This is a genomic window from Pseudonocardia parietis, assembly GCF_017876315.1.
Classification (GTDB): domain Bacteria; phylum Actinomycetota; class Actinomycetes; order Mycobacteriales; family Pseudonocardiaceae; genus Pseudonocardia; species Pseudonocardia parietis.
In genome coordinates, this window is record NZ_JAGINU010000001.1 from 3,290,039 (window position 1) to 3,316,921 (window position 26,883).

General features: G+C 71.5%; 26 protein-coding genes. 15 read left to right on the forward strand and 11 right to left on the reverse strand.

Translation table 11 applies throughout. The annotated features are described in order from the left end of the window. Positions 1 to 40 precede the first annotated feature (40 nt). Together JOF36_RS15605 and JOF36_RS15610 are read right to left on the reverse strand one after the other, a co-directional pair. Positions 41 to 619, reverse strand: a complete 579-nt coding sequence (locus JOF36_RS15605) for an isochorismatase family protein (RefSeq protein WP_210027576.1) — start codon at positions 617 to 619, stop codon at positions 41 to 43. An 80-nt stretch (positions 620 to 699) separates the two neighbouring features. Further along, positions 700 to 1,398 carry an NAD(P)-binding domain-containing protein gene (locus JOF36_RS15610; protein ID WP_210027577.1) on the reverse strand — a complete coding sequence of 233 codons (699 nt, stop codon included), beginning with the start codon at positions 1,396 to 1,398 and terminating at the stop codon, positions 700 to 702. A 178-nt stretch (positions 1,399 to 1,576) separates the two neighbouring features. Between JOF36_RS15610 and JOF36_RS15615 the strand changes: the two genes are divergently transcribed. Continuing rightward, complete coding sequence (locus tag JOF36_RS15615) at positions 1,577 to 4,339, forward strand: LuxR family transcriptional regulator (RefSeq protein ID WP_210027578.1); 2,763 nt, start codon at positions 1,577 to 1,579, stop codon at positions 4,337 to 4,339. A 134-nt stretch (positions 4,340 to 4,473) separates the two neighbouring features. Continuing rightward, entirely contained in the window at positions 4,474 to 5,019 is a 546-nt protein-coding gene (locus JOF36_RS15620) for an NAD(P)-binding domain-containing protein (protein ID WP_210027580.1), read from the forward strand. Between the two features lie 50 nt (positions 5,020 to 5,069). Here the strand turns inward: JOF36_RS15620 and JOF36_RS38995 are convergent, their stop codons facing one another. After that, a complete protein-coding gene (locus tag JOF36_RS38995) occupies positions 5,070 to 5,810 on the reverse strand; it encodes an alpha/beta hydrolase family protein (RefSeq protein WP_245350852.1) in 741 nt (246 codons plus the stop codon). A gap of 665 nt (positions 5,811 to 6,475) precedes the next feature. Here JOF36_RS38995 and JOF36_RS39000 point away from each other — a divergent pair. Beyond that, positions 6,476 to 6,751: a hypothetical protein gene (locus JOF36_RS39000; RefSeq protein WP_245350853.1), complete on the forward strand. Its 276-nt coding sequence runs from the start codon at positions 6,476 to 6,478 to the stop codon at positions 6,749 to 6,751. Positions 6,752 to 7,189: 438 nt separating this feature from the next. Here JOF36_RS39000 and JOF36_RS15630 read toward each other — a convergent pair whose 3' ends face one another. The 4 genes from JOF36_RS15630 to JOF36_RS15645 all read right to left on the reverse strand — a co-directional run bounded on the left by JOF36_RS15630 (position 7,190) and on the right by JOF36_RS15645 (position 9,977). Continuing rightward, complete coding sequence (locus tag JOF36_RS15630) at positions 7,190 to 7,606, reverse strand: pyridoxamine 5'-phosphate oxidase family protein (protein WP_245350854.1); 417 nt, start codon at positions 7,604 to 7,606, stop codon at positions 7,190 to 7,192. Between the two features lie 16 nt (positions 7,607 to 7,622). After that, positions 7,623 to 8,228 carry a flavodoxin family protein gene (locus JOF36_RS15635; protein WP_210027582.1) on the reverse strand — a complete coding sequence of 202 codons (606 nt, stop codon included), beginning with the start codon at positions 8,226 to 8,228 and terminating at the stop codon, positions 7,623 to 7,625. A 67-nt stretch (positions 8,229 to 8,295) separates the two neighbouring features. Then, on the reverse strand, positions 8,296 to 9,258 hold the full coding sequence (locus JOF36_RS15640) for a DUF5996 family protein (protein ID WP_210027583.1): 963 nt from the start codon (positions 9,256 to 9,258) through the stop codon (positions 8,296 to 8,298). After that, positions 9,255 to 9,977, reverse strand: a complete 723-nt coding sequence (locus JOF36_RS15645) for a flavodoxin family protein (RefSeq protein ID WP_210027584.1) — start codon at positions 9,975 to 9,977, stop codon at positions 9,255 to 9,257. Before JOF36_RS15645 ends, JOF36_RS15640 begins: the two co-directional genes overlap by 4 nt. 367 nt (positions 9,978 to 10,344) lie before the next feature. Here JOF36_RS15645 and JOF36_RS15650 point away from each other — a divergent pair, with 367 nt between their 5' ends. From JOF36_RS15650 to nhaA, 6 genes are all read left to right on the forward strand, one after another. Further along, positions 10,345 to 10,704, forward strand: coding sequence for a GNAT family N-acetyltransferase (locus JOF36_RS15650; RefSeq protein ID WP_245352007.1), 360 nt, complete (start codon positions 10,345 to 10,347; stop codon positions 10,702 to 10,704). Between the two features lie 30 nt (positions 10,705 to 10,734). Continuing rightward, complete coding sequence (locus tag JOF36_RS41390; protein WP_210027585.1) at positions 10,735 to 11,097, forward strand: universal stress protein; 363 nt, start codon at positions 10,735 to 10,737, stop codon at positions 11,095 to 11,097. Between the two features lie 55 nt (positions 11,098 to 11,152). Further along, positions 11,153 to 12,337: a CE1758 family FMN-dependent luciferase-like monooxygenase gene (locus tag JOF36_RS15660; protein ID WP_210027586.1), complete on the forward strand. Its 1,185-nt coding sequence runs from the start codon at positions 11,153 to 11,155 to the stop codon at positions 12,335 to 12,337. A 115-nt stretch (positions 12,338 to 12,452) separates the two neighbouring features. Next, the gene (locus JOF36_RS15665) at positions 12,453 to 14,390 is read left to right on the forward strand and encodes a S9 family peptidase (RefSeq protein WP_210027587.1); all 1,938 of its coding nucleotides are present in this window, start codon (positions 12,453 to 12,455) and stop codon (positions 14,388 to 14,390) included. 5 nt (positions 14,391 to 14,395) lie between these two features. Then, positions 14,396 to 14,686 carry a GNAT family N-acetyltransferase gene (locus tag JOF36_RS15670; protein ID WP_307862395.1) on the forward strand — a complete coding sequence of 97 codons (291 nt, stop codon included), beginning with the start codon at positions 14,396 to 14,398 and terminating at the stop codon, positions 14,684 to 14,686. A gap of 58 nt (positions 14,687 to 14,744) precedes the next feature. Then, a complete protein-coding gene (nhaA, locus tag JOF36_RS15675) occupies positions 14,745 to 16,631 on the forward strand; it encodes a Na+/H+ antiporter NhaA (RefSeq protein ID WP_210027589.1) in 1,887 nt (628 codons plus the stop codon). 147 nt (positions 16,632 to 16,778) lie between these two features. Here nhaA and JOF36_RS15680 read toward each other — a convergent pair whose 3' ends face one another. The 4 genes from JOF36_RS15680 to JOF36_RS15695 form a co-directional block, all read right to left on the reverse strand. After that, positions 16,779 to 17,405: an alpha/beta hydrolase gene (locus JOF36_RS15680; protein WP_210027590.1), complete on the reverse strand. Its 627-nt coding sequence runs from the start codon at positions 17,403 to 17,405 to the stop codon at positions 16,779 to 16,781. Beyond that, positions 17,402 to 18,379, reverse strand: coding sequence for a ring-cleaving dioxygenase (locus JOF36_RS15685; protein WP_210027591.1), 978 nt, complete (start codon positions 18,377 to 18,379; stop codon positions 17,402 to 17,404). The genes JOF36_RS15680 and JOF36_RS15685 overlap by 4 nt, the downstream gene beginning before the upstream one ends. A gap of 42 nt (positions 18,380 to 18,421) precedes the next feature. Then, positions 18,422 to 18,979, reverse strand: coding sequence for a YceI family protein (locus JOF36_RS15690; RefSeq protein WP_210027592.1), 558 nt, complete (start codon positions 18,977 to 18,979; stop codon positions 18,422 to 18,424). A gap of 118 nt (positions 18,980 to 19,097) precedes the next feature. After that, positions 19,098 to 20,054 (reverse strand): LysR family transcriptional regulator, encoded by a 957-nt coding sequence (locus JOF36_RS15695; RefSeq protein ID WP_210027593.1) that lies wholly within the window; start codon positions 20,052 to 20,054, stop codon positions 19,098 to 19,100. Positions 20,055 to 20,155: 101 nt separating this feature from the next. Between JOF36_RS15695 and JOF36_RS15700 the strand changes: the two genes are divergently transcribed. The 6 genes from JOF36_RS15700 to JOF36_RS15725 all read left to right on the forward strand — a co-directional run bounded on the left by JOF36_RS15700 (position 20,156) and on the right by JOF36_RS15725 (position 26,877). Beyond that, positions 20,156 to 21,928: an FAD-dependent oxidoreductase gene (locus tag JOF36_RS15700; protein WP_307862396.1), complete on the forward strand. Its 1,773-nt coding sequence runs from the start codon at positions 20,156 to 20,158 to the stop codon at positions 21,926 to 21,928. A gap of 27 nt (positions 21,929 to 21,955) precedes the next feature. Further along, a complete protein-coding gene (locus JOF36_RS15705) occupies positions 21,956 to 23,881 on the forward strand; it encodes a maleylacetate reductase and hydroxyquinol 1,2-dioxygenase domain-containing protein (RefSeq protein WP_210027597.1) in 1,926 nt (641 codons plus the stop codon). Between the two features lie 103 nt (positions 23,882 to 23,984). Continuing rightward, positions 23,985 to 24,302 (forward strand): tetratricopeptide repeat protein, encoded by a 318-nt coding sequence (locus JOF36_RS15710; protein WP_210027599.1) that lies wholly within the window; start codon positions 23,985 to 23,987, stop codon positions 24,300 to 24,302. Positions 24,303 to 24,413: 111 nt separating this feature from the next. Next, on the forward strand, positions 24,414 to 24,716 hold the full coding sequence (locus JOF36_RS15715) for an urease subunit gamma (protein WP_210027601.1): 303 nt from the start codon (positions 24,414 to 24,416) through the stop codon (positions 24,714 to 24,716). A 17-nt stretch (positions 24,717 to 24,733) separates the two neighbouring features. After that, positions 24,734 to 25,171: an urease subunit beta gene (gene ureB, locus JOF36_RS40885; protein ID WP_307862397.1), complete on the forward strand. Its 438-nt coding sequence runs from the start codon at positions 24,734 to 24,736 to the stop codon at positions 25,169 to 25,171. Then, positions 25,168 to 26,877: an urease subunit alpha gene (locus JOF36_RS15725; RefSeq protein WP_210027603.1), complete on the forward strand. Its 1,710-nt coding sequence runs from the start codon at positions 25,168 to 25,170 to the stop codon at positions 26,875 to 26,877. Before ureB ends, JOF36_RS15725 begins: the two co-directional genes overlap by 4 nt. Positions 26,878 to 26,883: the final 6 nt, after the last annotated feature.

Consider the following 26,883-nt stretch of genomic DNA (forward strand, 5'->3'; position numbering starts at 1 on the left):
TCGCGGCCGGTGAGCCGGCAACGTCGTCGGGGGAGTGCGGTCAGCTGAACAGGTCGCCGGTGACGGTACCGATGGCCCGCTTGCGGACGAAGTAGTCGTTGATGACGGCCCGGTACAGGTCCGCGTCGTCGCGAGCCCAGTTGCGCATGAGCTCGCACCCCAGGGCGATGGAGGTGATCGGCTGGGCACCGGCCTGGACCATACGTTCGACAGCGGTCTGATGGGTGACCGGCGAGACGCCGCCGACGGCGTCGATCACGGGGTAGATCTCGTAGCCCTCGCCGAGCATGTCGAGGGTCGGGAACATGAGGCAGACTTCGGTCCACAGCCCAGCCATGACGATCTTCTGACGACCGGTGGCCTCGATGGCGGCACGGAAGTCGGCGTCTTCCCACGAGTTCACCCCGGTCCGGTCGATGTCCTCGATCCCGGGCAACTCGCGCTGCAGTTCGGGGACGGTCGGGCGATTGACGCCCATTCCGACCGCGACCGTCGTGAGTACCGTCGGAATCCGGTAGGAGTGCGCCAGCTTGGCAAGCGTGATCGCCCCCAGGTCGATCTCATCGCGGGTGGTGGATCCGATGGTGGCGTACTGCCCCTCCTGGAAGTCGATGAACACGACTGCGCAGTTCTCCGGCGTCAGCAGACGGTCGTTCTCGGGGTCGCGAACCGGCTCGGGCGAGATCTTCGGGCTGACGGTCATGACGTGGCTTCCGCAGGCTGGTACACGGGGCGGGCGGTGGTCTTCCGGGTGAGGTCGACGAAGTCGGGGGCGAATCCGGGCGTCCCGGTCACCGCTTCCCAGAGTCGTTGTGCTCCGGCAGCCGAGATCGGCAGGTCGGTCCGGGGCGATTCAACTGCTGACAGCAAGGCGTCGTCGTCCTCTGCCGAGCGCCGCAGGGGGCGGGGGTTCGTGGTGTCGAGAGCACGCGCCACGACGGCGGCCAACGGGCCGGCCGTCATCAGGTCGAGGGCAACCCGGTAGTCCTTGCCGAGAATGTCCGCAAGGTCCAGCGCTTCCCGGATACCGGCTTCGGCCGCCATGATCGCTACGGTCGTGATGAGCTTGTAGGCGACGCCCGAGCCACGTTCGCCGACGAAGCGGACCTTACCGAGTACGGAGAGGACGTCCTCGACGCGGCGATCCTCTTCGTGAGCGCCGCCGACGAGGAAGGTCAGCGCAGCTTCGCGGGCCGGGCGAACTCCGCCGATCATCGGGGTGTCGAGAACCCGCACGCCGGCGGGCGCCGCGGCATGCACCTGCTCGATCATCTGCGGCGTCGTGGTCGACCCCACCAGGACGAGGGTCTCCGGGTCGGCAGCGGCGAGGATGCCGGTATCACCGAGGTAGGCCTCGGGGATGTCGTCGGACATGACCAGGCCCAGGACGATGCTCACTCCTCGTGCACGTCGTACTGCAGTGGCCTCGCCGCACGGCCCTCCCGAATGTCGAACCTATGGGGGAGGTCGCGGCACGGAATCGGTCGTGCAATCGGTCGCACGCCACGGGCAGATCGGGCTATAGGGTGGAAGCAGCCGCGCCACCGCGGCCCGGCGGGACGTTCTGGGGTGGGGCATGGAGCTGTTCGGGCGGCGCGCCGAGAAGGCAGCCCTCGACACGCTGCTGGCCGGGGCGGCGGACGGCGCGGGTTCCGCGCTCGTGCTGTGGGGCGTGCCGGGTATCGGCAAGACCGCCCTGCTCGAGTACGCCGCCGGGGCGGCGCCCGCCGCCACGGTGCTGCGGTGCCGGGGCACCCGGATGGAGTCGGGGCTCGCGTTCGCGGCGCTGCACGAGCTGCTGTGGCCGGTGATGGATCGGCTGGAGACGCTCCCCGCCCCGCAGGCCGCGGCGTTGCGCGGTGCGCTGGGGATGAGCCGGGACACGACCAACCCGTTCCTCATCGGTGCGGCCGTGCTGTCCTTGGTCTCCGGTCTGGCCCGTGAGCGTCCGGTGCTCGTCGTGGTGGACGACGCACAGTGGATCGACGAGGCGACCGCGCACTGCCTGGGCTTCGTCGCGCGCCGGGTGGCGGCGGACCCGGTCGTCGTGCTGTTGACCGGGCACGAGGATCCCGCCTCGGGGCCGTGGGAGGGAGTGCCGGCGCTGGAGGTCGTGCGCCTGGCCGACGCCGACGCACGCCGGCTGGTCGACGCCGTCGTGCCGGCCGCCGACGAGACGCTGGTCGACCGCACGGTCCGGGCGGCGGGGGGTAACCCGTTGGCACTGCACGAGCTGCCCACCCTCGATCGCGAGCCCGACGGGGAGGCGGCCCTCCTGCCGTCCGGAGGACCGGTGCCGGTCGGGCCACGGTTGCGGCGGGCGTTCTGCGCGCGGGTCGAGGGCTTGAAGCCGTCGGCCCGGGCGCTGCTGCTGCTGGCCGCCGCCGAGGACCGGGGCGACCGGCACGTCGTGCACCGTGCCGGGTCCGGATGGGGCGTGGACGCGTCCGCGTGGGATGAGGTTCTGCGCTCCGGTCTGGTCCGCGCCCCGGGGGCCCGGCTGGAGTTCCGGCACCCGCTGATCCGGGCGGCGGTCTACGACGGCGCCCTCTTCCTGGAGAGGCAGGCCGCGCACCGGGCGCTGGCCGCCGCCCTGCCGACGGATGCCACCGCGGAACGGGCCTGGCACCTGGCGGCGGCCGCCGAGGGGCCGGACGAGGAGGTCGCCGCCCTGCTGGAGCAGGCCGCCGAGCAGTGCCTGGAACGCAGTGCGGGGCCGATCGCGGTGCGCACGCTGCGCCGGGCGGCGGAGCTCTCGCCGACGCCGGCCGCGGCTGCGCGCCGGCTGGCCGCTGCCGCCCGTGCCGCATGGACCGCCGGTGACGCCGCGGCAGCACGGCAGCTGCTCGAGGACGCCGAGCGCCTGGGCGGTGAGGTTCCCGTCGCGCGGACGAGCGGCGGGTTGCGCGGGATCCTCGAGTTCGCCTACGGCATGCCCGAGCGGGCCCACCGCTACCTGGTCTGCGACATGGCCGTGGTCCCCGAGCCCCGGCGCGCGGTGGAACTGGGCACGGTGGCGGTCCGTGCCGCGTGGTCGGCCGGTCGGCCGGACCTCCAGCAGGAGGCGCTGCGGCAGGTGCGCGCCGTCGACACCGGCGGCGACCCCGACCTGTCGGAGCTGATGCCCGTGCTGCGGAACTGGTGGTCCTGCTACGACCGGACCGGTGAGGTCACCCCGTCCTCCCTGGCACCGGCCGGCGGCACGGTCGGCCGGCTCGCTACGGCGGCGTGTGAACTGCTCCCGCCCGTGCCGTTGGTCCAGGCCTGGGGCATCGAGGGTGGGCTGCTCGACGTGCTGCACGTGCAGGCCGCGCAGCTGCGGCGCCGGCACGAGCTCGCGGCGCTGGCAGCGGCGCTCTCCCAGACCGCCGTCCTCGACCTCGCCACGGGCCGGTGGGGTGCCGCCGAGACCGCGGCGGCGGAGGGGTTGCTGCTGGCCGAGGAGGTCGGGGCGGACCACGTGGCGACGCAGTGCCGCTCGTCCCTGGGGGCGTTGGCCGCCGCCCGGGGCGACGGCCGCGCCGTCGCCGAGCACACCACCCGCATCCTGCAGGTCTCGGTCCCGCGCGGGGTGCGGGCGCTCAGCGCATCGGCGTACTGGCACCGTGGACGGGCGGCGCTGTTGGACGGTCGTCCGCAGGAGGCGCTGGGCGATCTGCTGTGTCTCACCGAGCCCGGCGACGAGGCTGCGCACCACACCTTCGCGCTGTTCGCCGCCGTGGACACCGCCGAGGCGGCGGTGCAGGTCGGGAAGGCCGACGTCGCCGAGGCCCAGGTCGTCCTGCTGGAGGAATGGGCGCAGCGCACCGGAGCGACCTGGGCACGAATGGCAGGCCATCGTCTCCGGGCCCTCGTCCGGAGTGGATCGGCGGCCGAGACCTCGTTCCGAGCCGCCCTGGACGTCGCGGGGGAGGGCGGGCATCCGTTCGAGTACGCCCGCACCCGGCTGCTGTACGGGGAGTGGCTGCGGCGGGCGCGCCGCCGGGCCGACGCCCGGATCCAGCTCGCCGCCGCAGCCGAGGTATTCGACCACCTGGGTGCGGAACCGCTGCGGGTGCGGGCGTTGCGCGAGCAGGCCCTGACCGAGCGGCCGGCCGCCGCCCGCGTGCCGGATCCTGCGGCCGCGGCGGTCGGGCTGACCGCGCAGGAGCTGCGGGTCGCGCGGCTGGCCGCGGACGGGCTGACCAACCGGGAGATCGCGGCCCAGCTGTTGATCAGCCCCCGGACGGTCGGCCACCACCTGGCCAACGTCTACCCCAAGTTGGGCATCACCTCCCGTGCCGAGCTGGCCCGGATCGACTTCGCGAGGGGCCTGCGGCTCAGCGCGGCCGGTGACTGAGCCGGCCGGGTGCCGATGACCGATTGCGCACCCGATCCGGACGGACCCGGATTCTCCTAGCGTTCCCGGCGAGCCTCCGGAAACCGGCACGTGGCTCGGACGACACGGGAAGCCGCTGTGCGAAGGGAACGTCTGTGAAGATCACCGTTCTGGGTCGGGGAAGCGTCGGAGGCGGCCTCGCCGCGCTGTGGACCGCGGCCGGGCACACCGTCACCGCGCTGGGCCGCGACGGCGGCGACGGTGCCGACGCCGATGTCCTCGTGGTCGCCGTCCCCGGCGACAGCGTCGCCGACGCCCTCGCCCGGGTCACCGGCATCGCCGGCACACCTGCCGTCGACGCCACCAACGTCTACGGCGTGCGGGGTCCCGGCCACGAGTCGAACGCGCACCTCGTGCGGTCCATCACGGGTGGCCCGGTGGCGAAGTCGTTCAGCGCCAACTTCGCCTCCGAGTACCCGAAGCTGGCGGCGCAGGCGACACCTCCGGGAAACCTCGTGGCCGCCGAGCCGGAGATCCGCGAGCTGGTCGACCGGCTGAACCGGGACGCCGGGTTCGAACCGATCCACGTCGGCGGGCTGGAGATGGCCCGCAGGATCGAGGACATCGGTCCCCTGCTGATCGGGATCGCGCAGAACGGCATCGGCCCGTACTTCTACCGGGTGTCACCGACCGCCGCATAGACTTCCCGGGGGCACCGCCGCCTTCGGCGACGAGGAGACCGCTCGGGCCGTCAAGGAGAACGTCGCCGCGACCGGCACGAACCAGATCTGAGCAGGCATGTCGCGCTACTCCGGGGAACCGCGGCGGCCGCGCCGAGGTGCTCGGCGAGGTGGCGTTCGATGGCGCGGAACAGCAGGATCTGGTTCTCCGGGTTCTCGAAGCCGTGGCCCTCGTCGTCGGCGACGAGGTACTCCACCGGCACCCCGCGGTCCCGCAGCGGTGCGACGATGTTGTCCGACTCGGCCTGCACGACGCGGACGTCGTTGGCGCCCTGCGCGACGAGCAGGGGGGTCGTGATCCGGTCGATCATCGTGATGGGGGAGCGGCGTCGCATGTCGGCGAGCTGCTCGGGGTCGTCGGGGTCGCCGACGTAGGCGATCCAGTTGTTGGTCATGTTCGCGCGGACGAACAGGGGCAGCGTGGCGAGGAAGTTGGCCAGGTCGGAGATGCCCACGTAGTCGACGGCCGCGGCGAACCTGTCCGGGGTGACCGTGACGCCGACGAGCGCGGCGTAGCCGCCGTAGGAGCCGCCGACGACGGCGACGCGGTCGGGGTCGGCGTAGCCCTGCGCGACGGCCCGGTCGACGGCGTCGATCAGGTCGTCGTGCATGGCGCCGGCGAACTCGCCGATCGCGGCGGTGATGTGCCGGCGCCCGTAGCCGGTGGAGCCGCGGAAGTTGACCTGCAGCACGGCGTAGCCGCGGTTCGCCAGGAACTGCACGGCCTTGTTGAAGGTCCAGGTGTCGTGCATCCACGGCCCGCCGTGCAACCAGCAGCACCATCGGCAGGTTCTCCGGCGCGACACCGACGGGCAGGGTCAGGAACCCGTGCAGCGGCAGGCCGTCGCGGGCCGGGAACCGGACCGGGGTCATCGGTGCGAGATCCGCCGGGTCGAGGTGCGGATCGCGGAACAGCAGGCGGGCATCGCCGGTGGCGTGGTCGTAGAACCAGGTCGTGCCCGGCTCCCGGTCGTGGATGAAGGTGGCGACCCAGCGCTGCTCGCCCAGGTCGGAGGACACGGTGTCCAGGACGCCGTCGGAGAGCTTCTCCAGCGCGGCCTGGACCTCGGCGAAGTGCGGGTCGATCGGCACGATCTGCGGCCGGTCGCCGGTGAAGCGGGCGGCGAGGACCTCGCCGGTGCGGCGGCTGACGAACACGGTCGGCGGCAGGGTGTCCGACGCTGCGCTCAGGGTGTCGAGGCTGTGCCCGTCCACGGCGGCGACCACGGTCAGCGCGCCGGTGTCGCGGTCGAGCCGCAGCAGCCGCAGGTCGTCGGAGTCCAGGTAGTCGCCGAGCAGCGCGCCGGTGCCGTCGGGCAGCGGGGCCAGGAAGAGGCCTATCGGGTGTTCCGGGCCGCCGGCGCGGTGCAGGATCCGCAGGTCCCCGGTGTCGGGATCGGCAGCGGAGATCTCGTAGGTGCCGTCGGCGTCCTTCGCCATGTGCCAGGTCGCCCGACCGGTCCGGTCGACGAAGAAGGTGTCCGCCGGGTCGGTCCGCTCCACGAGCGGGGTGGTCTCGCCGGTGGCGACGTCGATCCTGAACACGTCGACGAACAGCGGGCGCGGGTTCATCCAGGCGATGACGGTGCCGGGCACCGTGGTCTCCGGGTCGACGGCGAACACCCGGGATCCGGCGGCCAGCGGCGTCAGGTCGACGGCGGGGGAGTCCGGCGCCTCGAGGTCGACGCGGTAGAGGTGCCAGTCCTCGTTGCCGTCGGTGTCCTGCAGGTAGAGCATGAACCGGGGGTCATCGGTCCAGTAGTAGGTGGTGATCCCGCGCCGGCCGTCGGACGTGACCGGGACTGCGTCGGAGTGGTCCTGGTCGATGCCGCGCACCCAGACGTTGCGCCGCCCGCGGTGCGGAGCCAGGTAGGCCACCCGAGTGCCGTCCGGGGAGATCGACGCGGAGGCGAACTCCGGGTCGGCGAAGAAGGTCTCGACATCGATCAGCGCCGGTCGCTGGTCGTCCGGACGTCCGGTCGTGGTCACGCTGCACCCCGCTCGACTCTGCTGAAGCTTCCGGTGTTGACGCTTTCGACAGGGATGCAACACCATGCCGTTGCGGCACACTCAAGCTCGACACCCCGGCGTCGGCCTCCCGTGGACCACTCGGGATCGCCGGCGTCCGCGCTCAGAACGCGAAGCGACGCACCCGCTCCGGGTGCAGGACGACACGGACGTTCTCGTCGGCGATCATCGCGGCCAGGTCGTCCGCCCGCTCGTCGAGGTCCCAGTACCGGGCGGCGAGCCGCACGGCGAGCTCCCGCGCGCCGTCGTCCTCGACGGTGGTCCGGCCGGTGACCGCCACCCAGCGCTCGCGCTCACCGATCGGGGCCGCGACGACGATCGACGCGCGCGGATCGCGGCGTAGCCGTCGCAGCTTGACCGAGCCCGACGGTGTGAACAGCTGGACGGTTCCGTCCACGGTGGCTTCGAACCAGACCGGCCGGGGCTGCGCGGGCTGTGGTGACCCGGCCACGGTCAGGAATCCGTGCAGTGGGCGGGCGAGGAACTCGCGGTCCTCTGTGGTCAGCGTGTCGGTGTCCAAGGGTGCTCCTCCGGGATCAGCTCGACAGCCGGCCGGCGACGGTCACGACGCGGCTGGCGAGATGGTCCAGCGCGTCGTTGTCCGCGTCGGTCAGCGGGGCGTCGTTGTTCGCCCCGGTCACGTGCGATGCGCCGTAGGGGTTCCCGTCGACGAACTTCGCGGGATCGGTGTAGCCCGGCGCGACGACGATCCCACCGAAATGGTGGATCGTGTTGTACAGCGCGAGCAGGGTCGACTCCTGGCCACCGTGCAGGGTCTGGCTCGAGGTGAAGCCTGCGTAGACCTTGTCGGCGAGCAGCCCCTGACCCCACTGCGGACCGAGCGAGTCGATGAAGGTCTTGAGCTGGCCGGCGATGTTGCCGTACCGGGTGGGGGAGCCGAAGAGGATGGCGTCGGCCCAGACGATGTCGTCGGCCGTGGCATCGGCGGTCGTCGGGGCGGCCTCGGCGTGTGCGGCCTGGGCGTCGGTGGCCTCCCGCCCACCGGTGGTGGCCTGGCGGGCGACCCGGCGCAGGCGGACATCGGCACCCGCCTTCTCCCCGGCCACGGCGGCGCGGCGGGCCATCGCATCGATGGTTCCGGTTGCCGAGTAGTAGACGATCGCGAGCTTGACGGTGTTCATGGTCTCCTCGTGGGAAGTGCGCGTGTCTGGTCGTGCGGCCGGTGCCGGTGAGGGCGGCCGGTGGCGGTCAGCCCGCGTCGTTCCCCTGGCGGGCCGCGGGGTCGGTGTTCCAGCGGAACGGGTCGTCCTCCAGGGCGGCGCGGTCCCAGCGTCCGAGGTCGGCGGCGGCGTCGTAGGTGGCGTGCAGGAACTCGGTGACGACGCGGTCGGGGTCGGATGCGGTGCGGGCGGCCTCGTAGGGGAGCAGGAACTGCTGGAACTCGGTGCTGAAGAACGCCCCGTCGGGGCCGGCCGGTCGGTCGGCGAACCCGTCGGGTCCGGGGTAGGCGTAGGAGTAGAAGGCGCCTTCCTCGCCGCCGCCGGGCCAGAATCCGCAGCTGGACAGTTCCCGGGAGTAGCCCTCGACCATGACCCAGTCGCCGCAGTTGGGTGCGCCGCCGGGGTGCGGGGGAGCCGGACGTCCGGAGAACCGGGTGCAGGCCAGGTCCATACCGCCCCAGAAGAAGTGGACCGGGCTGACCTTGCCGACGAAGTGTGACCGGAACTCGCCGATGACCCGGTCGGCCTGCAGCAGCTGCCGCCAGAACAGGGTGGCCGGTTCGCTGTCGTAGGAGGCGTGGGTGTGGTCCTCGGCGAAGGGGATGGCCGGGTCGACCTCGTTGGGGTGTGGCCGGATCGGTGCCTCGATGCCGAGCCGGTCGAGGGCGTCGAGGACCCGGGTGTAGAACTCGGCGACGGGCATCGGCCGGAGTGGGACGCTGCGTGTGCCGCCGTCGCTGCTGCGGATCTCGAGCTGGTGGCCGACGAAGTCGAACTCGATCTCGAAGGCCCCCGAGCGGTGCGGGATGGTCGACGTCGTCAACCCGCGGGGGCTGACGTAGAGGGTGACCTGCCACCAGTGGTTGACCAGCGGGGCGTGGGCCATGCGGATCTTGCCCACGATCTGGGTCCACATGTGCAGGGTGTCGCGGGTGTCGGTCCAGTCCGAGACCCGCAGGCTCGGCCAGGTCGTCGTCGACGGGCGGGTCATCGGTACTCCGGGTTGGCGTGGTCGGGGCGGGAACCGGCGTCCCAGGCCGTGCGCTGGTTGCCGAAGGCCGGGATCCCGCCGGCGTTCCGGATCATCGACGCGGTGTGGAGCAGGTTGTAGGTCATGAACGTGATGTTGCGGTTGGTGAAGTCGTTGTCCGGGCCGCCGGAGCCCTCGTCGAGATAGGAGGGTCCGGGGCCGACCTCGCCGATCCAGCCCGCGTCGGCCTGGGGTGGGACGGTGAACCCGATGTGCTGCAGGCTGAACAGGATGCTCATCGCGCAGTGCTTGAGGCCGTCCTCGTTGCCGGTGAGCAGGCAGCCACCGACGCGTCCGTAGTAGGCGTACTGGCCGTGGGAGTTGAGCACCCCGGAGTAGCCGTAGAGCCGCTCGATCACCCGGCGGGTCACCGAGCCGTTGTCACCCAGCCAGATCGGCCCGCCGATGACCAGGATGTCGGCCGCCAGGACCCGGGTGAGCAGGGCGGGCCATTCGTCGGTGTCCCACCCGTGCTCGGTCATGTCCGGGCGGACGCCGGTGGCGATGTCGTGGTCGACGGCGCGGATCTGGTCGACGGTGACCCCGTTCGCCTCCATGATCGACACGCTGCGGTCGATCACACCTTGGGTGTGGCTGCGGTCGGGGGAGCGGTTGAGGGTGCAGTTGATGTACATCGCGCGCAGCCCGGTGAAGTCGGGTATCTCCGTCACGGATGTCATGGGGTTCCCTTCCCGGGCACGTCGGTGGGTACGCAGTGGCGCACCCACCGAGTGTCGGGCGCCGCGGACCCAGGTGCATCGGTCGGTGAATCGGTCGTGACGGGATGCCCGGTGGGTGTGGTCACCCGGTACGACCCGGTCGACGTGCCACTGCGGCTCGGTGCTCGTCGGCGCGGCCGGCCGTCCGTCCAGGAGCTGCGCGCCGCACGGCCGTCCGCCGGTGACCGATTCCGCGCCCGATTCACACCGGCCCGAGTCCTCGTAGCGTTCCACTGCGTGTGAGGCACGCCGGTCGTTCCGGCGTGAGCCACCACGATGAGTGATCGGCCCGTGGTCACCTGAACCCGAGGATCGCAACGTGAGTCGAATGCCCCTGTCCCGGAACTCCGAGATGGACGATGCAGCGGGATCGCCGGAGGTCACCCACGCGTCCGCGTCGAGCCGCTACGAGATACGTGTCGACGGCGCGCTCGCCGGATTCACCGCCTATGTCGACCGGGACGAGCAGCGGATCTTCTTCCACACCGAGATCGGCGACGAGTTCGGTGGACGTGGCCTCGCCGGCGTACTGATCGCCCGGGCCCTCGCCGACACCCGGGCCGGGGGCCGACGGATCGTGCCGGTGTGCCCGTACGTCGCCCGATGGGTCCGGAAGCACCACGACGTCGACGACGTGCTGGATCCGGTGACCCCGGCAGCTTTCGCCGTCGTGCGCGACCTCGTCTGAGGTCGCCCCGACGCCGGGGCCACCGCACCGGTGGCGATCGGTATCCCGTACGGAAGGGTACGAGATGAACCCGCGAGCAGTCGCTGTCGGTGTGGATGGCTCGGAGAACGGCCGCCGAGTCGGCGGCCGTCCTCGATCAGGCCGCCGACGACGCCGCCGAGGTCGAAGCCGGTCCTCGTCGGCGTGGACGGAGGGCCGTTCTCGGACGTCGCACTGGCCCACGCATTCGCTGACGCCTCGTTCCACGGGGACCGGCTGGTCGCCCTGCACGCCTGGACCGAGGTCGACAGCGGGTTCACCGGGCTCCTGCTCGGCTCCACCGGCCTGGCTCTCGTCCAGCATTCGGACTGCCCGGTGATGCTCGTCGGACCGGACGCCGCCCGCGCCACCTGAGCCCCGCGTCGGTCCCATCCAGGTCCGGCGACCAGAACCTCCGAGAGGACCTCGCGTGCAGTTCGGCATCTTCACCATCGGCGACATCGCCCCCGACCCGGTCACCGGGCGGACGCAGAGCGAGGCCGACCGCATCAGCGAGCTCGTCCGCATCGCCCGCCGTGCGGACGAGCTCGGCCTCGACGTCTTCGCGCTGGGCGAGCACCACAACCCGCCCTTCGTGCCGTCGTCACCGCCGGCGCTGCTGGGGCACATCGCGGCGGCGACCCGCGACATCGTCCTGAGCACCGCGGTCACGCTGATCACGACCAACGACCCGGTCAAGATCGCCGAGGACTTCGCGATGGTCCAGCACCTCGCCGGCGGCCGGTTGGACCTCATGCTCGGACGGGGCAACACCGTGCCGGTCTACCCGTGGTTCGGCAAGGACATCCGGGAGGGCGTCGCCCTGGCACTGGAGAACTACGACCTGCTGCACCGGCTGTGGCGGGAGGACGTCGTCGACTGGGAGGGCCGGTTCCGCACGCCGTTGCAGGGTTTCACCTCGACGCCGCGACCGCTGGACGACGTGCCGCCGTTCGTCTGGCACGGTGCCATCCGGACGCCGGAGATCGCCGAACAGGCCGCGTACTACGGCAACGGCTACTTCGCCAACCACATCCTGGCACCCAACTTCCACTTCACACCCCTGGTGGATCTCTATCGCAAGCGCTTCGAGCACCACGGGCACGGGACCGCCGACCAGGCGATCGTGGGGCTCGGGGGACACGCGTTCATCGCCCGGCGCTCCCAGGACGCGTACACCGCGTTCCGTCCCTACTTCGAGAACCACGCGATGTTCCGGGGGACTCGTCTCGAGGACTACGCGAACCGGACCCCGCTCAGCGTCGGCAGCCCGCAGGAGATCATCGACAAGACGCTGACCTTCCAGGAGGGCTTCGGCGACTACCAACGCCAGCTGTGGGTTCTCGACAGCCTGGCGGTCCCGATCGAGTCGGTGCTCGAGCAGATCGAGCTGCTCGCCACCGAGGTCGTCCCGGTGCTGCGCCGCGAGATGCGGGCTCGTTCGGCCCCCGGCGCCCCGGAGGCGCCCACGCACGCCTCGCTGGTCCGGGCCAGGTACGGCGACGCCGAACCGCGCCGACCGCGACCCAACGCGAACCGCGGCGACAACCTGACCGGAGCCTCGCCGTACCAGGACAGCGAACCCGCCGCGCCGGCCCGCTACCCGGCCGCATGACCAGCGGTCGGCCGACCGCGGGCGCTCCCGACGCGGCTGAGGGGTCCGCGTCGAACGACCGCGTGCTGCCGCCGTGCGGGAGTGGACCCGAGCCGAGACAACGAGAGGACACGACATGACCACCCGCGAACCGGGCCCGCTGCCGAGACCGATCCCGGTCGAGGAGTTCTTCGCCGACCCCGGATTCATCGTTCCCACGATCTCCCCGGACGGCACCCGGATCGCCTATCTCGCACCACACCGCGGACGTCGCAACGTGTGGGTCCGCGGTATCGACCAGACCCATGACGACGCCGTCCCGGTCACCCACGACACCCGCCGCGGGATCACGCTCTACCACTGGACCGACGACCCCCGCTGGCTGCTCTACCAGCAGGACACCGACGGCAACGAGGACTGGCACCTCTACCGTGTCGACCTCGACGATCCCGGCGCCGCCGCTGTCGACCTGACCCCGATGGAGCCGGGGACGCGGGTGTTCGCCGTCGAGTCGTTGCCATCGGTGCCCGGCAACGTCCTGGTCTGGATGAACCCGCGGCTCGGCAGCATCGACGTCTTCCGCGTCGACGTCGCCTCCGGCGAGGTCGTGCTCCACCACGAGGAGACCGATCCGCTGGCCGCCACGCTGCTCGACCGCCGGGGCCGGCCCGCGTTCCAGGTCGTGACCGAGCAGGACGGGACGATCGCCATCTCCGCCGTCGACCGCGCCACCGGGGCGACCCGGCCGCTGCGTCGCATGGGCGGGCCCGAGTACCCGCTGAGCGTGCAGCCGCAGCTCGTGACCCCGGATGGGGACGGCCTGCTGGTCGGCTCGTTCTCCGGCGGCGACGACCTGGCGCTGGCCCGTATCGATCGGGAGACCGGCGCGGAGACCGTCGTCGCCGCCGTGGCGGGCCGGAGCCTCGACAACATGGGCATCATGGCCGCCGGTGTGCTGCCGCCGGCGGTGTACACCCACCGCGGGACGGGCGAGGCGATCGCCGCCCGTTTCGTCGACGACCGCCCGCATATCGAGGTCCTGGATCCCGGGTTCGCACCGGTGTACGCCGAGTTGGCGACACTGTCCGACGGGGTACTGGGCACGCTGTCGTCGGATGTGTCCGGTCGACGGTGGATCGTCACCTTCACCCACGACCGCGAGCCGGGCGTGTGCTGGTTCTACGACCACGCCACCGGTGAGCGGCGCCGGCTGTTCCAGCCCTTCCCGCATCTGGATCCCGCCGATCTGGCCCCGATGACACCGGTGCGCTTCCCCGCGCGGGACGGGCTGGAGCTGCCCGGTTACCTCACCCTGCCGCTCGGTGTGGAGCCGCGGGACCTGCCGATGGTGCTGCTGGTGCACGGCGGTCCGTGGGCCCAGGACGCCTGGGGATACAACCCGGAGGTACAACTGCTGGCCAACCGCGGTTACGCGGTGCTGCAGGTCAACTTCCGCGGCTCCCTCGGCTACGGCCGCAGGCACCTGACCGCGGCGGTCGGCGAGTTCGGCCGGGCCATGCAGGACGACCTCGTCGACGCCGTCGACTGGGCGGTCGCGCAGGGCTACGCCGACCCCGACCGGGTCGGTGTCTTCGGCGTCTCCTACGGCGGCTACGCCGCGCTGGTCGGGATCACCGCGACTCCTGACCTGTTCGCCGCCGCGGTCGATTACGTGGGCGTGTCCGACCTGGTCACGGCGCTGCGAGCCCTGCCACCGTTCACCCGGCGGTACAACGCCAACAGCTGGTACCGCTACTTCGGCGACCCGGAGGTGCCCGAGCAGGAGGCCGAGCTGCGTGCTCGCTCGCCGATCACCATGGTGGACCGGATCCGGACGCCGTTGCTGGTCGCGCAGGGCGCCAACGACGTCCGTGTGCCGCAAGCGCAGTCGGATCGCATCGTGGCCTCGTTGCGGGAGCGCGGGATCCCGGTGGAGTACCTGCTCGCCGAGGACGAGGGACACGGCTTCGAGAACGAGAGCAACCGGCTCCGCTTCTACCGGGCCGTCGAGCGCCACCTCGCCGAACACCTGATTCGTCCTGACACAACCGACACCCCGGAGAACTCCCTGTGATCACCGTGACCGACAACCGAGCCGCGAGTCGTGTCGAAGCGCACGAGGGCGACGCGCTCGCCGGCTTCGCCACGTACGTACGCACTGCGGAGCTCGTCGCTTTCGTGCACACCGAGGTCGACCCGGCCTTCGAAGGCCGTGGCGTCGGCTCCCTGCTGGCCCGCGCAGGCATCGACTCGGCCGGGGAGGAGGGGCTCCGGGTGCTCGCGGTCTGCCCGTTCATCGCGGGGTGGATGACCCGGCATCCCGAGTACGCCCATCTCGAGTACCGGGCCGCCAGCACGGTGACCGACTGACGATGTCCCCACGAGGTCGCGTCCGCGGCCGCGACCCGTAAGGCTGTGCTCTGTGGCGATGGAAGGTGGGACCCGAGCGGGGCAGACGCGGTCGCGGCGGTTCGTGCCGGGCGGGCAGCTGTCCCTGCCGCTGCGGAACTTCCTCGGTAACGAGTCGAGCAGTGCGGGGCTGCTGCTGGTGTTTGCGCTCGCCGCGCTCCTCTGGGCGAACTCGCCGTGGTCCGGGGTGTACGAGTCGCTGTGGGCGACGACGATCTCGGTGGACGTCGGCGGGGCCGGGTTCGGGATGGATCTGCGCCACTGGGTGAACGACGGGCTGATGGTCCTGTTCTTCTTCATCATCGGTCTGGAGGTGCGACGGGAGTTCGCGGTCGGTGAGCTGACCGATCGGCGTCGGATCGTCGTACCGGTGGTGGCCGGGATCGGTGGGATGGCCGTCCCGGCGCTGCTCTACCTGGCGATCAACCCGTCGGGGGAGGCCGCCGCGGGCTGGGGCGTGGTCATCGGCACCGATACCGCGTTCCTGCTCGGCGCACTGGCACTGGTCGGGCCGTCGCTGTCCACCCAGCTACGGGTCTTCCTGCTGACCTTGACGGTGATCGACGACATCGTCGCCGTCACGGTGATCGGTGCCGTCTACTCGGACGAGATCGACCTCGTGTGGCTGCTGACGGCGCTCGGTCTGCTGGTCGCACTCGGCGCGTTGGGCCGGGCGGGGGTCTGGCGCGGCCCGCCGTACATTCTTCTCCTGGTCGCGCTCTGGTTCGCCACCGTGGAGTCGGGCCTGCACGCGTCGATCGCCGGCATGGCGTCGGGGCTGCTGGTGCCGGCGTTCGCCCCGCGACGCCACGACGTGGAGGGCGCGGCGTCGCTGTTCCGCGCCTTCCGGCAGAGCCCGTTACCCAGCGTCGGTCACTCGGCGAAGCAGGGACTGGTCCGGGCCGTCTCGGTGAACGAACGCCTGCAGACGGTGCTGCACCCGTGGACCAGCTTCGTCATCGTCCCGGTCTTCGCACTGGCCAACGCCGGGGTCGACCTGCGTGGCGGGGTACTGGAGCAGGCCCTCGCCTCGCCGGTGACCTGGGGTGTGGTGCTGGGTCTGGTGGTCGGCAAGATGGCCGGTATCGGCGCCGGTGCCCTGGGCGCGGTACGCCTACGGCTGGGGGCCCTGCCGCAGGGGGTCGGGCCCGGTCAGGTGGTCGCCGGGGGCGCGCTGTCCGGGATCGGTTTCACCGTGTCACTGCTCATCGTCGGTCTGGCATTCGACACGCCGGGGCTGCAGGACGAGGCCACCGTCGGGGTACTGCTGGCCGTCCCGCTGTCCGTCGCGGTCGGGTGGCTGGCGTTCCGGCTCGCGGCCGTCCTGCGGGGCGAGCGCACCGCGGACCTGCCGCGGGTCCTCGACCGGCCCGTCGACCCGGAACGCGACCACATCCGCGGGCCGGTCGACGCGCCGCTGACCCTGGTGGAGTACGCCGATTTCGAGTGCCCGTTCTGCGCCCGGGCCACGGGGATGGCCCGCGAGGTGCGTGAGCACTTCGGTGACGACCTGCGCTATGTCCTGCGCCACCTGCCGCTGCCGGACGTCCATCCGCACGCCGAGGCGGCGGCCGTGGCGGTGGAGGCGGCTGCGGTGCAGGGACGGTTCTGGGACATGCACGACATGCTGTTCCTGCACCAGGACCAGCTCGAGACCGAGGACCTTGCGGGGTACGCCGCCGCACTCGGGCTCGACGTGGAGCGGTTCCTGCGCGACCTGGGCGATGAGCAGCTCGCGCGACGGGTCCGCGAGGACGCCGTCGGCGCGGAGGCCAGTGGCGCACGCGGGACGCCGACGTTCTTCGTCGGCACCCAGCGGCACATCGGCCCCTACGACGCCCGGGCCCTGACCCGGGCGCTGGAGGCGACGCGTGCGACCGGAGGGACGGCAGAGCGTCCCCAGTGATCACCGATCCGGAAGGAAGTCGGCCATCCGTGGCCGGACCCGTTCCGAATCGGTGATCACCCGACCGGTCCGCGGCCCGCGCAACCATTTCCCGCTCGACTGCTCCCGGCGCCGGGCGTCGATGGCCTTCCTCGACGAGCCGGCCCGCTACGGCCGGGTCCGCGCCAGCCAGTCGGCCATGCGCGGGAGCAGACGGGGGTCGAGGGTGTGGCCGCCGTCGTGCGGCAGCAGGGTGACCTCGGCGCCGGCGGTGCGGAACTGCTCGGCGAGGGTCGAAGTGTGCTCGGCGGTGGCCATCGGGTCCCGACGGCCGTTGGAGATCAGCACGTTGCGCCCGATCAGATCGGCGTGCGGTGGGCCGTCCCGGTAGGGGACCATCGCGGCCAGCACGATCGCACCGGCGAGGCTGTCCGGGCGACCGAAGAGCAGCGCCGAGGCGATGTTCGCGCCGTTGGAGAAGCCGACGGCGGTCCAGGCGCCGGGAGCCACGTCGTAGTGCTGCTCGGCCGCCCGCAGGAACGTGGCGAGCTCCTCGACCTGGTGACGCAGGTCGTCCTCGTCGAAGACGCCTTCGCACAGCCGACGGAAGAACCGCGGCATCCCGTTCTCCAGCACGGTCCCCCGTACCGACAGGACCGGTGCCTGCGGCGCGAGCTGCTCGCGCAGCGGCAGCAGGTCGTGCTCGTCGCCTCCGGTGCCGTGCAGGAGCAGCAGGGGAGGGTGGCCGGGCGAGCCCGGCAGCCAGACGTGCGGGCGTTCCAGGGGCGTGCTCACGACGTCGTCTCGCTCTCCTCGGGAACGCTGTCCTCGGGCAGCTTCAGCGTCGGAAGTGCGTGCTCGATCTGGCTGCGGCTCGGTTCCAGCCACGGCGGGAGCTTGAGCGCCTTGCCCAGGGTGAGCAGCGGCTCGTCGACGGTGAACCCGGGAGCATCGGTCGCGATCTCGAACAGCACACCGCCCGGCTCGCGGAAGTAGATCGAGGTGAAGTACTGGCGGTCGAGGATCTCGGTGACCTCGAGACCGGCCGCGACGAGCCGGCGCCGCCAGCTCCCCTGGGTCGCGCGATCCGGTGCGCGGAACGCGACGTGGTGAACCGTGCCGCCGGCCTGCAGGCCGCGGGCGGCAGTGGAGCCGGCGACGTCGACCAGAGCCCCTGCCTCGCCCCCGGCCATCGCGAAGCGGCTCCGGTCCCCGCTCTCGCCCGACAGCGCCATGCCGAGCAGCTCGGTCAGCATGCGCTGGGTGGGCTCGGTGAGTGACTCGGACAGTGTCACCGAGTGCAGCCCGCGCACGGCGTGCTCAGCCGGGATCCCGGAGACGCCGTCCCATCCGGAGCGCTGGTCACCGGGGGAGGCGACCAGGTCGAGGACCAGGCCGTGTGGGTCGCGCAGCGTGAGGACCTCGGTGCCGTCCCGGTCGACGGGGGCGTCGGCGTCCACCCCCAGCGCGCCGAGCCGCGTCTGCCACCAGCCGATCGACTCCGGCGGGACGCCGAATGCGGTCGCGGTGGTCAGACCGGTGCCGTTGCGGCCGGCCGGGATGCCCCGCCACGGGAAGAACGTCAGGATCGAGGAGGGCGAACCCGCGGAGTCGCCGTAGTAGAGGTGGTAGGTGCCGGGGTCGTCGAAGTTGACGGTCTGCTTCACCAACCGCAGACCCAGGACCCGGGTGTAGAAGTCCACGTTCTCCTGCGGATCCGCGGCGATGGCCGTGACGTGGTGCAGGCCGGCGGGCGCGATGTCGTTCATCTTCCCTCCTCGGGACGTCGAACGAGCGAGTGGCGGGTGACGTCAGCTCTGCTTGATGGCCGAGACCTCGAACTCGAGCACGACCTTGTCGCTGACCAGGACGCCGCCGGTCTCGAGCGTGGCGTTCCAGGTGACGCCGAAGTCCTTGCGGTTGATCGTGGTGGAGCCCTCGAATCCCACGCGGACGTTGCCGAACGGGTCCGTGGCCTGGCCCTCGAACGTGAACGGGACGGTCACCGGGCGGGTGACGTCCTTGATGGTCAGGTCACCGGTGACCTCGAACTCGGTGTCGCTGGTCCAGGTCACCGCGGTCGAGCGGAACACGATCTGCGGGTACTCCTCCATCTGAAGGAAGTCGTTGCTGCGCAGGTGACCGTCACGGTCGGCGTTGCGGGTGTCGATGCTGGCGGCCTGGATCGCCAGCTCGACGGTCGAGTTGGTGGGGCCGGCGCCGTCGATGTGGGCCTTGCCGGTGAACTCGTTGAACGCGCCCCGGACCTTGGTGACCATCGCGTGCCGTGCGACGAAGCCGATCCGGGTGTGCGCCGGGTCGATCTCGTAGGTGCCGGCGAGCTGGCCGAAGTCGATCGAGGTGGTCATGTCGTCCTCCTGTTTGTTGACGTGACAACAACATGAACCATAACAGATCTAGTTGAACTGTCAACTACCTCGGCGTCGGTGTGCCGCGACGGGTGCCGGCGACGGGTGCCGCCGGGAATCAGCGACGGGCGTCGGTGTCCGATCGGCTCGGCCCTGTCGCTCGGCCCAGCACGTTCGGTTCGGGCGCCGACAGGGCTGCGCGCAGGAATCGTCCGAGAACGGGCGCGTCGTTGTCGGGGCGCCAGCACACTCCGGTCTCCACCACGCCGGTGTGCTGCAGCAGGGGGCGCGCGACCAGCCCGTCCCAGAGCAGTGCCGAGTGCTGTGCGGGCAGCAGGGTGTGCGCGTCGGAGGTCGCCTCCACGGTCGCGAGCGCCTGTGGGACGGAGCCGACCCGGGTGACCTGGGCCGGCGCGCCGTTGATCCCGGCGACGTGCTCGGCGAGCGCCTCGCCCACGTGTTCGGCGAGCTCGACCCGCAGGGCCGGCGGCGCGGTGAGGTTGACCCGGTCCGCCGTCGTTGCGGGGTGGGTCGCCGGCAGGACGGCCACCAGCGGTTCGCGGGTGACGACTGCGACCTCCAGGCCACGGGATCGGATCAGCCGGTGCCGGATGCTGCCCGGCGAGGACGGCGGGAGATGGAGTAGCCCGGCGTCCGCGGTGCCCTGGTGTACCCGCTCGACCACGTCGCGATCCGATGCCGACTCCAGGGTCGTCTCGACGTCGGGACCCAGGACGTCGTCGGCGGTCAGGCGGGCGAGCAGCCGCGGAGAGGTGCTGTGGCCCGCGACCACGCTCAGGCTGCCCCGGGTGCCGAGACCCACGGTGCGGACCGTCTCGGCGGCTGCCTCGACGTCCGACAGCAACCGGCGGGCCCGTTCGGCGAGTTCCCGACCGGCCGCGGTCAGCTCGACCCCGCGACCGTGGCGCACGAGCAACGTGACGCCGAGGTCCCGCTCCAGGTTCTGCAGGCGCACCGTCAGCGGCGGCTGGGTCATGTGCAACGCGGAGGCGGCCCGGCTCACCGAACCCTCGTCGGCGACGGCGACGAAACACTCCAATGCACGCAGATCCATACGCTGATCGTATATCTGGGTCGCAGAAGCAGTATTGGACGAATGTGGTCCTGCACTCGACACTCGCCGGTGACGACATCGCATCTCAGAGACGAGGCGGCGTGACCGATCCCCGACAGAGCACCGGCGGCATCCTCAGCACCGACGTGTTGATCATCGGCAGCGGCCCGGCCGGCGCATCGGCCGCCCTGTTCCTGGCGACCTACGGAATCGACCACGTCGTCGTCACCAAGTACCGGTGGACGGCGAACACCCCCCGCGCGCACATCACCAACCAGCGCACGGTGGAGATCCTGCGCGACATGGGCCTCGAGGACGATCTCCGGTCCCAGGGGGTGCCGTCGGCCATGATGGGCGAGACGGTCTTCTGCACGAGCCTGACCGGCGACGAGATCGGGCGGGTCCGCTCCTGGGGAACCCACCCGGCGCGCAGGGCCGACTACACCCTCGCCAGCCCGGTCGAGAACTGCGACCTTCCGCAGACCCTTCTCGAGCCGATCCTCGTCGGGCACGCCGCCGAGCGGGGCAGCCGGATCAGGTTCGACACCGAGTACATCGGTCTCGAGCAGGACGACGACGGTGTCACCGTCACGGTCCGGGACCGCCTGTCGGGACACACCTACCCGATCCGGGCGAGGTACGTCATCGGTGCCGACGGTGGCCGGAGCACCGTCGCCCGCGACATCGGACTGCCCTTCGAAGGGGAGATGGACCTCGCGGGCTCGATGAACATCGTGTTCCACGCCGACCTGAGCCGCTACGTCGAGCACCGTCCCAGCGTCCTGTACTGGGTGCTCCAGCCGGGGTCGGACATCGGCGGCATCGGTATGGGGCTGGTCCGGATGGTCCGGCCGTGGGACGAATGGCTGATCGTGTGGGGCTACGACATCGACGGGCCCCCGCCGGAGGTCGACGACGAGATGGCGACGAAGATCGTGCACGACCTCATCGGTGACGACACGATCCCGGTGACGATCCGTTCGACGTCGCTGTGGGGCAACAACAAGATGTACGCGACGCGTTACCGGTCCGGCCGGGTGTTCTGTGCCGGGGACGCCGTACACCGGCACCCGCCGTCGAACGGTCTGGGATCGAACACGTCGATCCAGGACGCCTACAACCTGGCGTGGAAGCTCGCCCTGGTCCTCGGAGGCCAGGCCGGTGAGGCGCTGCTGGACAGCTACGACGCCGAGCGGGCGCCGATCGGCGAGCAGATCGTGCTGCGGGCCAACAAGTCCATCGAGGAAACCCGGCCGATCTTCGACGCGCTCGGCGTCACCGGCACCGACGACCCGGACCAGCAGCTGGCGAACATGCGCGCCCGCGCGGACAACACCCTCGAGGCGGCCGAGCAGCGCATCGCCCTGCGCAAGGCCCTCGAGACCAAGGAGTACGAGTTCAACGCCCACGGTGTCGAGCTCGGGCAGCGCTACCGATCCGGCGCGGTCGTGCCCGACGACACCGCCGAGCCCGCCTACGACCGCGACCCCGAGCTCCACTACCACGCCACCACCTGGCCGGGTGCCCGGTTGCCGCACTGCTGGCTCGGCCGGGGCTCGGACCGCGTGAGCACCCACGACGTCACCGGCAAGGGACGGTTCGCCCTCCTGACCGGCATCTGCGGGGAGGCCTGGGTGCAGGCCGCGGCCACGGCATCGGCCGAACTCGGCATCGAGATCGATGCGCATGTGATCGGCCCCGGCCGGGATCTGACCGATGTCTACGACGACTGGGCTCGGCTGCGCGAGGTCGAGGAGTCGGGTTGTGTCCTGGTCCGTCCGGACACGCACGTGGCCTGGCGGCTGCACGAGCTGCCCGCCGACCCGGCAGCGCAGCTGACCGCGGCGCTCGCGACCGTCCTCGCCCGCCACTGACACACCCGTCAGGAAGGAGCCACCACGGTGGAACAGTTCGACTACACGGCCCGGCCGGCCCGGATCGTGTTCGGCCGGGGCACGCTCGGCCGGACGCCCGACGAGGTCCTCCGGCTGGGCCGGTCCCGGGTCCTGCTGCTCGCGACCCCGGAGCCGGCCGAGGCCGGTGACCGGGTCGCGCAGGTACTCGGCGACCTGTTGGCCGGACGCTTCGACGGCGCTGCCATGCACACCCCGGTCGAGGTCACCGAGCAGGCCCTCGAGGAGCTGCGCCGGTGCGGCGCGGACTGCGTGGTCGCGGTCGGGGGCGGGTCGACGACCGGGCTGGCCAAGGCACTGGCCGTCCGCACCGGCGTCGACCAGGTCGTCCTGCCGACCACCTACGCCGGTTCGGAGGTCACCCCGGTCCTGGGGGAGACCGAGAACGGGATCAAGACCACCCGGTCCGACCCGGCGATCCTGCCCGAGACCGTCGTCTACGACGTCGAGCTGTCCGCGACCCTGCCCCGCGCGCTCGCGGTCACCAGCGCGGTCAACGCGCTGGCCCACGCGGTCGAGGCGCTGTACTCACCGCAGGCCAACCCGGTCGTCGACAGCATGGCCCTCGACGCGGTCGAGCACCTGGCCACCGGACTGCGCGCGCTGGCCGACGGCGTCGACGACCTGGAGGTGCGTGCTGATCTGCTGCGCGGGGCCTGGCTCGCCGGGACCTGCCTCGGCGCGGTCGGCATGGGCCTGCACCACAAGCTGTGCCACACCCTCGGGGGCAGCTTCGACCTGCCGCACGCCCCCACCCACACCGTCGTGCTGCCGCACGCCATGGCCTACAACGCGGCCGCGGCGCCCCGGGCGATGGACCGGATCGCGCAGCGGCTCGGTGTCGTCGATGCGCCCGGCGCGGTGTACGACCTGATCGTCGCGGCCGGAGGGCCGACGTCACTGCGCGAGCTCGGGATGCCCGCCGATGCCCTCGAGCGCGCCGCCGAGCTGGCCACCGCCACGCCCTACCCGAACCCCGCGCCGCTGACCCGCGACGGCATCCGCGAGCTGCTCGCCCGGGCGCTGACCGGCGAGCGGCCGGGAACCGCACCGGGACCCGGTGGCGCGGTACGGGCGCTGACCGGACAGGTCGTGCGCTCGTTCGACGGGGTGGCGGGCCCGCGGCTGTCCGGGTTGCTGCAGGACCTGGTGCGGCGCCTGCACGCCTTCGCCGCGGACAACGACATGACCCAGGAGGAATGGCAGGCCGGGATCGACTTCCTGACCAGGGCCGGGCACATCACCACCGACACCCGGCAGGAGTTCGTGCTGCTCTCGGACACCCTGGGTCTGTCCAGTGTGGTCGATGTGCTGACCAACTCCCGGACCCCGGACACCACCTCGTCCGCGGTGCTGGGTCCGTTCTACGTCGAGGGGCCACCCGAGCTGCCGCAGGGCACCGACATCTCCGCGGGCCTGCCCGGGACCCCGCTGTACGTCGACGTGACCGTGACCGACACCGCCGGACGCCCGGTCGCCGACGCGGCGGTCGATGTCTGGCAGTCCAACGAGGACGGCTACTACGACGTCCAGCTGCCTGATCTCGACGGCCCGGTCCTGCGCGGCAGGCTGCGCACCGATCCCGAGGGCCGGCTGCGGTTCCGGTCGATCCTGCCCTCGGAGTACCCCATCCCGACCGACGGTCCGGTCGGCGAACTGCTCACCGCAACCGGCCGGCACCCCTACCGCGCGCCACACCTGCACTTCCTCATCGACGCCCCCGGGCACCGGCAACTGATCACCCAGCTGTTCGTGCAGGGCGGGAAGTACCTGGACTCGGACGCCGTGTTCGGGGTCAAGCAGGACCTGATCGTCGACTTCGAACCCCGCACCGGCCCCACCCCGGACGGCGCGGACGTCGGCGACGAGTGGCGGCAGCTGACGTTCACCTTCCGCCTGCAACCGACCGGCTGACGCCGCCGGGCGACGACGTGCGCGGCGGGGGTCCGCTGCCGCACCCCCGCGGAATGCGGTCGCCCCTCTCGCGGTTCCACCGGGACCTGAAGAGGAGGAAGTCATGGACCCCCGCTACACGCGTTACGACCGGGCGACGTTCTTCTTCGACGGCGGCGAGTACATCGCGGCCGCTCGGGAGCTCGTCGACATCGTCGCCGACAACCCGGAGTCGACGGACGCGCGAATGCTCCTGGCGCGGGCCTACTACCACTCCGCCCAGCTCGCCCGGGCCGAGCGCGAGCTGCGCACGATCGTCGCCGACAACCCCGTCGACGCCTACGCCCGGCTGCTGCTCGGCCGGACCCTGCAGCGACGGAGCAGGCACGACGAGGCCGGCACGCACCTGCGCCTCGCCGGTGCGATGGGTGCGGCGCTCTAGGTTCCGATGCGGTGAACGCTCGCGAGGGTGCCGCCTCGCGGGCGTTCACCGAGCGCAGCATGATCGTCGCTGCTACGGTCCGGCCGGAGAGCGATTGATGGGTTGGCACACATGAATCTCACTCCGTCGGATGTGGAGAAGCTGCTGTTGAGCGTGGCCGGGATGGTGGCGCGTGACCGGCTGGACCGAGGTGTCCGGCTCAACCATCCCGAGGCACTGGCACTGCTGTCGTGCTGGGCGCTGGAGCGGGCCCGGGAGGGTGCGCGTGTCGCCGACCTGATGAACGACGGCCGGAACGTGCTCAGCCGCGAGGACGTCATGGAGGGTGTGCCGGAGATGATTCCGGACGTGCAGGTGGAGGCCACCTTCCCGGACGGGCGCAAGCTCGTCACGATCACGGAGCCGATCCAGTGATCCCCGGCGAGGTACGCGTGGCCGAGGAGCCCGTCGAGCTGAACGCCGGCCTGGTCTCGGACTCGCTGGTGATGGTCAACGACGGTGACCGGCCGATCCAGGTGGGTTCGCACCTGCATCTGCCCGATGCCAACCCCGCACTGAGATTCGACCGGGACCGTGCCGCGGGTTTCCGGCTCGACATCCCCTCGGGCACCTCGGTCCGGTTCGAACCCGGGGTCAGCCGCACCGTCGACATGGTGGAGCTGCGGGGCCTGCGACAGGTGCCCGGGCTCCAGCTGCGCGCCGGTACGGATCTCCCCACCCACGCCCACGAGAACGAGCCCAAGCGTGTCGTCTCCTTCGGCACGCCGGGCACGACGGTGGAGGAGGCGCCGCGGGCCCGCGGGACCCACGTGCGTGTCAGCAGCGAGCCGGCCCGGCCCGAGCCGGGCGAGGAGGGAGGCCGGGCGTGAGCCGGATCGACCGGCGCGAGTACGCGCAGATGTACGGGCCGTCGGTGGGCGACCAGGTCCGCCTCGGCGACACCGACCTGTGGATCCAGGTGGAGCAGGACCACACCGTCGGTGGCGACGAGTCCGGGTTCGGCGGTGGGAAGACCATCCGCGAGTCCATGGGACAGGGCCTGACCACCCGGGAACAGGGCGCACTCGACCTCGTGATCACCAACGTGGTCGTGCTGGACCACTGGGGCATTGTCCGGGCGGACGTGGGAGTCCGCGACGGCCGCATCGTCGCGCTGGGCAAGGCCGGCAACCCGGACGTCATGGACGGTGTCCATCCCGGCCTCCACATCGGACCGGGCACCGACGTCATCGCGGGCGAGGGGAAGATCCTCACCGCCGGCGCCGTCGACACCCACGTGCACTTCCTCAGCGAGATCGAGATGCACGAGGCCCTGGCCACCGGGACGACCACCGTGGTCGGCGGCGGTACCGGACCGACCGAGGGGTCCAAGGCCACCACGGTCACGCCGGGCGCGTGGTCGCTGGCGATGATGCACCGGGCGCTCGACGACATCCCGCTCAACGTCATCCTGTTCGGCAAGGGCAGCACGGTCAGCGTCGACGCGATGGAGCAGGACGCGCGCGCCGGCGCCGGCGGGTTCAAGGTCCACGAGGACTGGGGTGCCACACCGGCCGCGATCGACGCGGCGCTGCGCGCGGCCGACTCCACCGGCCTGCAGGTCGCGCTGCACGCCGACAGTCTCAACGAGACCGGCTACGTCCAGCACACCATCGACGCGATCGCCGGGCGCGGCATCCACGTGTTCCACAGCGAGGGTGCAGGCGGCGGCCACGCACCCGACATCATCCTGGTCGCCGGCGAGTCCAACGTGCTGCCCGCCTCCACCAACCCGACGCTGCCGCACACCGTCAACACCGAGGCCGAGCATCTGGACATGCTCATGGTGTGCCATCACCTGAACCCGCGGGTGCCCGAGGATCTGGCGTTCGCCGAATCCCGGATCCGGGGCACCACGATGGCCGCCGAGGACATCATGCAGGACATCGGCGCCATCTCGATCACCTCGTCGGACGCCCAGGCGATGGGCCGGATCGGCGAGCTGATCTGCCGTACCTGGCAGGTCGCGCACACCATGAAGCGTCACCGGGGCCCGCTGGGCGACTCGCTGCCCGCCGACAACGAGCGCGTCCGCCGCTACGTCGCCAAGTACACGATCTGTCCGGCGGTCGCCCACGGGATCGACCACGAGATCGGGTCGGTCGAGCCGGGCAAGCTGGCCGACCTGGTGCTGTGGGATCCGGCGTTCTTCGGGATCCGGCCGTCCGCGGTCATCAAGGGCGGGGCCATCGTCAGTGCGGCGCTGGGTGACCCGAACGCGGCGATCCCGACCCCGCAGCCGGTCTTCATCCGGCCGACGCTGCCGGCCGCCGGCGGTTCCGCAGCACACCTCGCGACGACGTTCGTGTCGCCGATGGCCATCGAGGACGGGCTCGCCGAGCGGCTGGGTCTGCGTCGGCGGCTGACCGCCGTCCGGTCCACCCGCGGCCTGACGAAGGCCGACATGCCCAACAACACGGCGTTGCCGGAGCTGGCGGTGGACCCGGAGACGTTCGCGATCTCGATCGACGGCGAGGGGGTCCGACCGAATCCCGTCGACGAGGTACCGCTGGCCCAGCGCTACACGATGTTCTAGGCCCGA

Excerpts from the sequence above, each read along its gene's own strand:
- JOF36_RS38995 (WP_245350852.1), bottom strand. The coding sequence starts at position 5,810 with ATGCACGACACCTGGACCTTCAACAAGGCCGTGCAGTTCCTGGCGAAC.
- JOF36_RS15685 (WP_210027591.1), bottom strand. The coding sequence starts at position 18,379 with ATGAACGACATCGCGCCCGCCGGCCTGCACCACGTCACGGCCATCGCC.
- nhaA (WP_210027589.1), top strand. The coding sequence starts at position 14,745 with ATGGAAGGTGGGACCCGAGCGGGGCAGACGCGGTCGCGGCGGTTCGTG.
- JOF36_RS15650 (WP_245352007.1), top strand. The coding sequence starts at position 10,345 with ATGCCCCTGTCCCGGAACTCCGAGATGGACGATGCAGCGGGATCGCCG.
- JOF36_RS15635 (WP_210027582.1), bottom strand. The coding sequence starts at position 8,228 with ATGAACACCGTCAAGCTCGCGATCGTCTACTACTCGGCAACCGGAACC.
- JOF36_RS15645 (WP_210027584.1), bottom strand. The coding sequence starts at position 9,977 with ATGACATCCGTGACGGAGATACCCGACTTCACCGGGCTGCGCGCGATG.
- JOF36_RS15710 (WP_210027599.1), top strand. The coding sequence starts at position 23,985 with ATGGACCCCCGCTACACGCGTTACGACCGGGCGACGTTCTTCTTCGAC.
- JOF36_RS15665 (WP_210027587.1), top strand. The coding sequence starts at position 12,453 with ATGACCACCCGCGAACCGGGCCCGCTGCCGAGACCGATCCCGGTCGAG.
- JOF36_RS15615 (WP_210027578.1), top strand. The coding sequence starts at position 1,577 with ATGGAGCTGTTCGGGCGGCGCGCCGAGAAGGCAGCCCTCGACACGCTG.
- JOF36_RS15695 (WP_210027593.1), bottom strand. The coding sequence starts at position 20,054 with ATGGATCTGCGTGCATTGGAGTGTTTCGTCGCCGTCGCCGACGAGGGT.
- JOF36_RS15640 (WP_210027583.1), bottom strand. The coding sequence starts at position 9,258 with ATGACCCGCCCGTCGACGACGACCTGGCCGAGCCTGCGGGTCTCGGAC.
- JOF36_RS15715 (WP_210027601.1), top strand. The coding sequence starts at position 24,414 with ATGAATCTCACTCCGTCGGATGTGGAGAAGCTGCTGTTGAGCGTGGCC.
- JOF36_RS15690 (WP_210027592.1), bottom strand. The coding sequence starts at position 18,979 with ATGACCACCTCGATCGACTTCGGCCAGCTCGCCGGCACCTACGAGATC.